Here is a 9,115-nt window from a genome sequence, read left to right as displayed (position 1 = left end):
TTTTTTCAGCCGCGATAAGTTTAGCGCGGTAATCAGCAACAGCCGCACAACCAATAAAAATATCTTGTGAAGGTGCGATTAGCATCACTTGTTCATACATTTCTTGTGCACTTTCAACGTCAATACGTTTAACACAAGCGGGTGTCGGTAATGTGACAGGTCCTGTGATAAGGGTGACATCAGCGCCACGTAATGCGGCTGCTTGTGCAATCGCAAACCCCATTTTCCCTGAGCTATGATTACTGATAAAACGCACGGGATCTAAAGCTTCACGAGTCGGTCCTGCGGTTATCGTGATTTTCTTACCAGCAAAATCTTGAGGTTGTAAAGCAAGTTGTTTTTCCGTTAATGAGACGAGTGCGAGAGGATCTAACATTCGCCCTGGTCCTACATCACCACAAGCTTGACTACCCGAATCAGGCCCCCAAATTAAACAGCCACGTTGTTCTAATGCTGATAAATTTTCTTGTGTAATTGTGGCTCTGTACATTTGCTGATTCATTGCTGGCGCAATAGCGACAGGTGCACTACTCGCTAAACAGAGGGTGGTAAGTAAATCATTTGCCATACCCACTCGTAAACGTGCAATAAGATCGGCAGTTGCAGGTGCAAGTAGAATTAAATCAGCCCATTTACCTAATTCAATATGCCCCATAGCGGCTTCTGCGGCTGGATCAAGTAAATCATCAGCAACAGGAAAACCAGAAACGGCTTGTAGTGACAGCGGCGTCACAAATGCATGGGCCGCGGGTGTCATTACAACTCGCACAATCGCACCTTTATCACGTAAACGGCGTACAAGTTCTGGTGCTTTATAGGCCGCAATACCACCACTGATACCAAGAATAATCTTTTTGTCGTGAAGTGTAGTCATGATGAAATGCCTAAGTACATAAATAATTGTCCGTAATTTTACCACAAGGTCATCGTGAATTCGGAATTCTATGTAACTTTATGTTTTATATGTTAAATTTTTGCGATTACTCTCGCATAAATTTGATATGTGTCTTTTTTATACAAGATGTGCAGTTTATAGTAATTTAGCTGTATAAAACAACAGTTGTTTTATGATTGGCATTTTATGATGACTAATGCTTCACCTAAAGCCCAATATTTATGTGAATAAATAAAATAGATCATGAATACCATTACCTTGACTTATTAAGGAGTCCACGGATGGAAAATCAATCGGTTAGTGAACTTTTACCTCGAGAAAAATTATTACTTTATGGCGTGGGATCACTCACTGATATTGAGTTATTAGCGCTCTTTTTACGGACCGGTACTTATGAAAAATCGGTATTAGAATTAGCAGCTTTTCTACTTAAAGAGTGTGGTTCTCTTTATCACGTTCTTAATGCAGATTATGAAACATTAGGGCGTTTTAAAGGCATTGGTGTGGGAAAATTTACCCAGTTACAAGCTATCAATGAAATGGCACAGCGTTTTTCCACAACACAATTTATGTATAAAAATGTCCTTTCTTCTTCTGAAGAGACAAAGTATTACTTACAAAAATTACTTCATTGGCGAGACCGGGAAGTGTTTGTAGTTCTTTTTCTGGATAATCAAAATCAATTGATTGCATTTGAAGAGATGTTTAAAGGAACAATTAACCGAGTTGAAGTGCATCCGAGAGAAATTGTCCGCCAATCAATAAAAAAGAATGCAACATCCATCATTCTTGCTCATAATCACCCTTCTGGTGTTTGCGAACCAAGTCTTGCAGATAAAGAAATCACAGAAAAAATTTTTACTGCTTGCCAATTAGTGGGGGTAAATGTACTCGATCACCTTGTGATAGGGCATGATGATTGTGTTTCGTTTGCTGAACGAGGGTGGTTGTAGCGAATATTTTTGTAATTATTGTCAATCTTTATTTGTACGGGTCTTGAGCGTTGAGGCCATTGGGCGTATACTACGCCACCTTTGAGGATCTTGGGTTTGGCGAGAAGAGCCTATCTCAGCAAGTTTTTTCTGAGGTGTTTACACAGTTTTTCAATCGTTAAAAGTTGCTGAGATGGGCTCCAAAGCCTGACGAGGCGGTCAAACCTGATATTAAAGCTCGAGCTGATTAGATTTTTGGAGAATAGACATGTCCCGAGTCTGCCAAGTTACCGGCAAGCGTCCTGTGAGTGGAAACAACCGCTCTCACGCATTAAACGCGACTAAACGCCGTTTTCTGCCAAACCTGCACTCTCACCGTTTCTGGGTTGAGTCTGAGAAACGTTTCGTAACTCTGCGCGTATCTGCTAAAGGTATGCGTGTGATTGATAAGAAAGGCATCGAATCTGTATTAGCAGATTTACGTGCCCGTGGTGAGAAGTTCTAGGAGCTGAAAAATGGCTAAAGGTATTCGCGAGAAAATTAAACTCGTTTCTTCTGCTGGTACAGGTCACTTCTATACCACTACGAAGAACAAACGCACTATGCCAGAAAAACTGGAAATGAAAAAATTCGATCCAGTTGTTCGTCAACATGTGCTTTATAAAGAAGCTAAAATTAAATAATTTTAGTTTTCTTAAAAAACCCGACCTTAGTGTCGGGTTTTTTGTTATCTGAAGCTCGCTAAGTATAACAAAGTAAAGCTATTGTGATCTTCGTTGGCTCTTTAGTTATACTATGGCTCTTTTAAATCATCAGATAAATGGATTGCGGATGAGTAAGTCAGTATTATCAATATTACATACAGAATCATCTTGTGGGTGGGGTGGTCAGGAAATTCGTATACTGACGGAATCTCAAGGTATGATCCGCAGAGGGCACCGAGTAGCATTAGTGTGCTGTCCTACATCCAAAATAGCTAAGGCTGCGCCTGATTATGGTATTGAGGTTTTTACATTACCGATTGAGAAAAAACGCGCATCAGCATTAAAAGCATTTCGTCAATGGCTGAAATTACATCGTCACCAATTTGATGTGATCAATACTCATAGTTCAACGGATGCATGGTTAGTTGCCGCTTCTTGTGCCACATTACGCCATTCCCCTGTGGTTGTTCGAACGCGTCATGTTTCTACGGATGTTTCTCGTTCATTACCAACACGGTGGCTTTATCTTTCATCCAGTGCCCATGTTGTCACAACGGGTGAAAAATTACGACAGACTCTCCATCAGCATAATAAATTTCCATTAGAAAAAATGACATCAGTGCCTACTGGAATTGATTTGCAACGTTTTTTTCCACAAAACAAAGCACAAGCTAGGGAAAAAATAGGAATACCGAATAAACCAACGTTAGGTATTGTGGCGACTATGCGAGTGTGGAAAGGATATAAATATTTAGTAGAAGCATGGAAATCATTGCATCAGCAGTTTCCTGATTGGCAATTAATTTTTGTTGGTGATGGACCTCAACGTAAAAATTTAGAGCCGATGGTCAAAGAGGCAGGATTATCACAAAGTATCTTCTTTCTTGGTAATCGTAATGACGTGCCTGACTGTTTAAATGCAATGGATCTCTTTACGCTACCGTCTTTTGGTAATGAAGGGGTACCGCAAGGGATTATGCAAGCAATGGCCTGTGGTTTACCCGTTGTTTCTACAACCGTGGGAGCGATTAGTGAAGCGGTTATTGATGGTAAAACCGGATTTACATTAGCACCGCAAGTACAAGAATTATTAACCAGTCACTTAGCTAAATTAATGCGCTCAGATGAATTGCGTGAACAGATGGGAAAAGCGGCGCTTGAACATGCTGTTTCACGATTTGGTTTAGATAATATGTTAGATAAGATGGAAAGGATCTTTATTCAGGCAATCAACGGTAAAAATAAATCAGTATGATTAATGTTGATAATAAAGTCGTGAAACTATTATCTCTTATCAATGGGGTTTATTCATCTTATTGATGAATATTTGTAATACTTTTTAGTGTATAGTCTAAGAAGTAAATGTATCAATTTAAGCCAAATAAAAAGCATATGGATCCAAAAAATATATTGGTTATAGCGGTAGCGCGTTTTGGTGATACATTACTTATCACTCCCGTTATTCATGCCTTAAAACAGCGCTGGCCCAATGCTCATATTCATGTATTTGCACATAAGCGTAGCGCATGCATTCTTGAGCATAACCCTGATATTGAGGGTATTAGACATTTTTCTAAAAGAAGTGCTGTTTGGTCAGGTTGGTTACCCCATAAGCCTTATGATTTGGCTTTGGTATACGGTAATGATCGTGAATTGGTGAGTTATGCTCGCCGCCAATCTCATCATACGGTTGCTTTTGCTGATATGTCTCAGCAGCAAGGCAATGTGACTTGGATTGCGCGTCCTAAGTCGCCGATGGTGGCACAAAAAGAGCGTGCCTTATTAATTAATGCATTAGGGATTTATCCGAGTTGTTGGCAATTACGTTACTTTGTCAGTGATGAAGAAGCGACTTTTGCACAACAATTTTTAAACGATAATTCATTAATTAATAAGAATATTATTGGTTTTCAACTGCAAAGTTTTTCCCGCTAAGGCCTATCGAGATTGGCCCGTGGAAAATTTTCTGCAATTAGCAAAACAGATTATTACCCATGACGCGAGTACGTACTTTTTGCTATTAGGTAGTAAAGAAAGTGAACAATTATCCATTGATTTAGCTAAAAAAATCGGTGAAGACCATTGTTTAGCCTTAGCAGGTCGAGTTTCAATGCGACAAAATGCGGCAATTATGGCGAATTTATCGCTTTATGTTGGGGTAGATACAGGACCTACACATTTAGCAGGGGCTTTAGATATTCCAATGGTGGCGTTATATCATAGCTATCACCCAGGGCGCTATTTAGCCCCATTACAACATTCTTGTTGTCAGGTTATCCAACATCCAACGTCGTTGGAAAATGCCCGCCGTGAAGATAATATGGCTGAAATATCAGTCGAAGAAGTGTGGAATGCAGTGCGTAATATCATTGATGGAATAAAGGTGAAAAAGTAATTCATGAAGATCGGTATAATTGATGTCACAATCACCATGTCTTATGGCGGGATCCAAACAGCCGTTTGGGAACTGGCTAAGCAATTACATGATGCTGGGCATGAAGTTCATCTTTATGGTGGCAATGGCGATATTCGACACAATCTGGCAGGACGCCAAATACAGGTACACACTTACCCCTATACCCCAAGAGATAAAGTGATTGATCTGGGGGGACGTTTTCGCCGTATTGTTGAGCGCTATACTTTTGCACGACACGCTAAAAAAGAGGTTATCAGCCAACATTTTGATTGGATTATTTTAACGAAGCCTTTCGATTTTTTTTGGCCTTCTATGATGCCTAAATCATCCTCAACGCGTTTTTTGCTATATGAGTGGGGGGCACCAGTTTTTTTCAAAGGCGATCGCCAATTAGGTAAGAAAATTTCAGCATGGGTTGCATGTAGTCACTTTAATGCTTGGCAAATTCAACATCATTTTAAGCAATTTCCTCGTGTAATTTATAATGGCGTAGATATTGAAAAATTTAAACCGATGCACACCGCATTGCGAGAGCAATTAGGTATAAATACATCGACTTTTTTACTCTCATTTGCTGGGCGATTAGTCGGTTGGAAAGGGTTAAGTGTTGCAATCGATGCCATAGAACAGTTAAAAGGTGAAGATGTTAAGCTCTTGATTATTGGTGCAGGTGATGATCTTGAGCGATTAAAAAAGAAAGCGATTTCTAAAGGTGTTGCAGAGCAAGTTATTTTTCATCAACCTGTTGATCATAATATGTTACCTGAGTTTTATGCCGCCAGTGATGCAGGTATTTTCCCAAGTACAGGCGATGAAGCCTTCGGTATTACGATTGCAGAAGCAATGTCATGCGCAAAACCAGTAATTGCCAGTCATATCGGCGGTATTCCTGAAGTTGTCGGTAATGAAGGGACTGCGGGATTATTAGTCGCCCCAGGCAATGCAGATGAAATTGTGATGGCAATTAATCATCTCCGTCAATTACCTGATAGAGGAAAAGCAATGGGTGAGAATGCACGTATCCGTATAGAAACACGTTATACTTGGCAACATTCTGCACAACGTTTATTACAGGCATTAAAATTATAATGATGAAAATTGCTTATATAGATCCTTATCCCGTACCCGATTATCGAGTCGCATCCTTGCAGGTTGTTCAAATGATTGATGCAATGGCTCGTAATGGTTGTTTGGTACATATGGTATCTCCAGTTTCATTAATCACGGCAGATACTTTTTTGGGACGGGATATAGATAAGAATGTTTCTTTTACTGGACTGAAAAATATACGAAAAAAATGGTTTTTCCCATTTAATAGCCAGAAAATATTTAATCATCAGGTCTCTACATGGTTAAGAAAAAATCCTGTTGATGCCATATTTACCCGTAATTTAAAAATGGCGCACTATTTATTACGTAAACACCCACAAATTCCTTGTTTTTTTGAAGGGCATGAAGTTTTTTCTCAGTCTTTTCGTGAATCTCATGATCTACAGAACCCTAAAAATCAACGAAAACTGGCTAAATTATTAAAAATAGAAGCCATGGTTTATCAGCAGTGTGCTGCTGTTTTTGTAAAAACACCATTAATAAAAGAAGACATTATTAATATCTACCATATTGAAACTCCGATTTATGTTACGCCTAATGGTGTTGATTTATTAGCCGCGCAAGCACAAGAAAAAGTAGGTGACTTGATAAGACGTCAAGATGAAACGCGAGTATTGTATTTAGGTAGTCTTCATCCATGGAAAGGGCTTCCTACTATTATTCATGCTTTACCTTTATTAAAGTCAGTTCGCCTTTATGTTGCCGGTGGTAAACCAGAGCAAATTGCTGTTTTAGAAAATCTCGCTAATAAATTAAGTGTCTCTGATCGCATTTGTTTTATGGGATATATTGAACCAGTGAAGCGTTTTGAAGTGATTGCTAACGCCGATATTTGTGTTCTACCACTTACAGATAGCAGTATGGGGGGGCGTTATACTTCACCGTTAAAGCTATTTGAATATATGGCGATGAAAAAACCTATTGTGATTTCAGATTTGCCTTCAATTCGTAGTGTTATTGATGATGATTTAGTGGAATTTGCGACGAGTGGCAATGCGGCTAGTTTTGCGAAGGCGATTGAACATATCATTGATAACCCCAACACTGCTAAAGTGAAAACAAATAAGGCACTTTCGTTTATTATTGAAAGATTCAATTGGGATAAATGCGCGAAAGAGACATTGACTCTTATTCAAACAACACTAAAAAATGCTCGCCGTCATTAATACTCGGTTTCTATTGCCCGTTTACTCATTAGAAATGGTAAACAGGCTAATAGTTTTTTAAGTCATAGAGATGGCTATTAAATATTTCTATTATTATCCATATCTACTGTTGTTGATAGATTATTTAATAGCGAATAACGCAATGCCAACATTAACCCCACCAAAATACCCACTTGATTAATATAGGCATTTTCAAAGAGTCCTCGTAGTACATAGACTCCTAAAAATGACATTAATAGCACTAAAGCCGCTTGGCGAATAATCCCTTGGTTTTTTCTTATTAGCTGAATGCCTTGCGCGATTATTGAAGCGCAGAAATAGAGAATACCAATCAATCCTAAAATCCCCCCTGCAAACCAAAAAGCTAAAAAGACATTGTGGGGTCCAATAGACTTTTTAAATATCCATTTTGGATGTTCTTTAACTCGCTCATTATAGACATTATGGTAAAGCTGATTGCCATAACCATAGCCTTTTATCGGTTGTTCTAAAATCAGATCTAACGCTGAGCCTTGGGTACCGTTATCAAAACGTAATCCACTATTAGTTTGAGTTAATTTATGTTGAAGTAATTTACTGATAACAGGATTTGTTGGTAAATTTGTCGCACCAATAAATAATAGAGTGCAGGTTAACGCACTTATTATTATCAGTAACCATTGGCGATTAATAACGAAGATAAGTAGCGTGCTAACCGCTAATGCCACCCATGCACCGCGTGCTAAGGTGCCTAACATGATAAAAATAAATGCTAAACTCACAACCGTTAATAATAGCCAATTAATAATGGTGTTTTGTTTTTTTTAAAGCCCATAAAGTGAATATAATGGGGAAGAAAAATAGAAGAGCATAGGATATTTCACGATGTAATCGCTGACTTTTTATTGTAAAAGGCCAAATATTTTCTGATACTCCAAATAATACTGCACCAACTCTTTAGCCATAATTACCAATAACCCAATCGCAAAAGCCACCATTACCATTTTGGCAATATCGGTCGGTTTTTCTTTATATAATACGATTGGAAAGGTCACAGCAAAGAGCAGTAAGCCATTTAAAATGGGTTTATTAATTTCTTTTATACTGATACTGGGTTCGACAGAAATTAGGATGGAATAACCAATAGTCAGCAATAAAAACAGCAACGAGAAAGCCAGATTATTTTTAAAGATTTTGCAGATAGTCTTAAAATCACGTACCAGATACCACAGTGCGGTTGCACCAATTTAATCCCATCACAATATTTTTATAGCGGGTGATATCCGGTAAATAGATCAATATAATGTAAAGCCCAATAATGGATAAATTCCACAGGGATTTTTTACTATAGTCTTTAAACACCATCATAATAATCTGCTATCGTCCTTTATACTTTTAGGGATGTCGATCATACAATAAAAATATGTTTATCGCTGTATCTCTTATCTGATATTAATGGAGCCATCTGTGCCTGAATTACCGGAAGTTGAAACCAGTCGTCGAGGTATTGAGCCTCATCTTGTCGGCAATGTATTGCACTATGCCATTGTGCGTAACAGTAAACTACGTTGGCCTGTTTCAGAAAAAATAAAAACCTTACTGGATGAGCCTATTTTAAGCGTAAAACGGCGTGCTAAATATTTGCTAGTCGAGCTTAATACAGGATGGATCATTATCCATTTAGGGATGTCAGGAAGTGTACGCATATTATTAGAGGAACAACCTGAAGAAAAGCATGATCATATCGATTTGGTTTTTCGTGATGGCAAGGTACTGCGTTATACCGATCCTCGACGCTTTGGTGCTTGGCTATGGTGCGAAGATTTAGCCACAAGCTCGGTATTAGCCCATTTAGGGCCAGAGCCGCTTTCGGATGAATTTAATGCTGAATATCTCTATCAACAATCGAAAAA

The 9,115-nt window shown here is 38.6% G+C and carries 10 protein-coding genes and 1 pseudogene; 8 read left to right on the top strand and 3 right to left on the bottom strand.

The window, feature by feature from the left end; all coding sequences use genetic code 11:
* Positions 1-874: bifunctional phosphopantothenoylcysteine decarboxylase/phosphopantothenate--cysteine ligase CoaBC (coaBC, locus tag BHE89_RS04055; protein WP_128860314.1), on the bottom strand; the 874-nt coding region annotated here is incomplete at its 3' end.
* A 302-nt stretch (positions 875-1,176) separates the two neighbouring features.
* Here coaBC and radC point away from each other — a divergent pair.
* From radC to BHE89_RS04015, 7 genes and pseudogenes are all read left to right on the top strand, one after another.
* Complete coding sequence (gene radC / locus BHE89_RS04050) at positions 1,177-1,848, top strand: RadC family protein (RefSeq protein ID WP_069366891.1); 672 nt, start codon at positions 1,177-1,179, stop codon at positions 1,846-1,848.
* A gap of 247 nt (positions 1,849-2,095) precedes the next feature.
* Positions 2,096-2,332, top strand: coding sequence for a 50S ribosomal protein L28 (rpmB, locus tag BHE89_RS04040; protein WP_036914542.1), 237 nt, complete (start codon positions 2,096-2,098; stop codon positions 2,330-2,332).
* A 10-nt stretch (positions 2,333-2,342) separates the two neighbouring features.
* Positions 2,343-2,510 carry a 50S ribosomal protein L33 gene (gene rpmG / locus BHE89_RS04035; protein ID WP_006534250.1) on the top strand — a complete coding sequence of 56 codons (168 nt, stop codon included), beginning with the start codon at positions 2,343-2,345 and terminating at the stop codon, positions 2,508-2,510.
* Between the two features lie 148 nt (positions 2,511-2,658).
* Positions 2,659-3,786: a glycosyltransferase family 4 protein gene (locus BHE89_RS04030; protein ID WP_069730318.1), complete on the top strand. Its 1,128-nt coding sequence runs from the start codon at positions 2,659-2,661 to the stop codon at positions 3,784-3,786.
* A 137-nt stretch (positions 3,787-3,923) separates the two neighbouring features.
* A pseudogene (locus BHE89_RS26865) lies at positions 3,924-4,926 on the top strand (glycosyltransferase family 9 protein).
* Between the two features lie 3 nt (positions 4,927-4,929).
* The gene (locus BHE89_RS04020) at positions 4,930-6,036 is read left to right on the top strand and encodes a glycosyltransferase family 4 protein (protein WP_128860313.1); all 1,107 of its coding nucleotides are present in this window, start codon (positions 4,930-4,932) and stop codon (positions 6,034-6,036) included.
* A gap of 2 nt (positions 6,037-6,038) precedes the next feature.
* Positions 6,039-7,223: a glycosyltransferase family 4 protein gene (locus BHE89_RS04015; RefSeq protein ID WP_069366918.1), complete on the top strand. Its 1,185-nt coding sequence runs from the start codon at positions 6,039-6,041 to the stop codon at positions 7,221-7,223.
* 77 nt (positions 7,224-7,300) lie between these two features.
* Here the strand turns inward: BHE89_RS04015 and rfaL are convergent, their stop codons facing one another.
* Together rfaL and BHE89_RS27345 are read right to left on the bottom strand one after the other, a co-directional pair.
* Complete coding sequence (gene rfaL, locus BHE89_RS27350; RefSeq protein ID WP_286145872.1) at positions 7,301-7,984, bottom strand: O-antigen ligase RfaL; 684 nt, start codon at positions 7,982-7,984, stop codon at positions 7,301-7,303.
* Between the two features lie 120 nt (positions 7,985-8,104).
* Complete coding sequence (locus BHE89_RS27345; RefSeq protein WP_286145871.1) at positions 8,105-8,356, bottom strand: hypothetical protein; 252 nt, start codon at positions 8,354-8,356, stop codon at positions 8,105-8,107.
* A 313-nt stretch (positions 8,357-8,669) separates the two neighbouring features.
* Between BHE89_RS27345 and BHE89_RS04005 the strand changes: the two genes are divergently transcribed.
* Positions 8,670-9,115, top strand: a 446-nt coding sequence (locus BHE89_RS04005; RefSeq protein ID WP_128860312.1) for a DNA-formamidopyrimidine glycosylase family protein, incomplete at its 3' end; no start/stop codon positions are given.

Source organism: Shigella sp. FC1967, from assembly GCF_001743005.1.
Lineage (GTDB): Bacteria > Pseudomonadota > Gammaproteobacteria > Enterobacterales > Enterobacteriaceae > Proteus.
The sequence above is the reverse complement of the archived record's forward strand: the minus strand, read 5'-3'. Positions and strand labels throughout refer to the sequence as shown.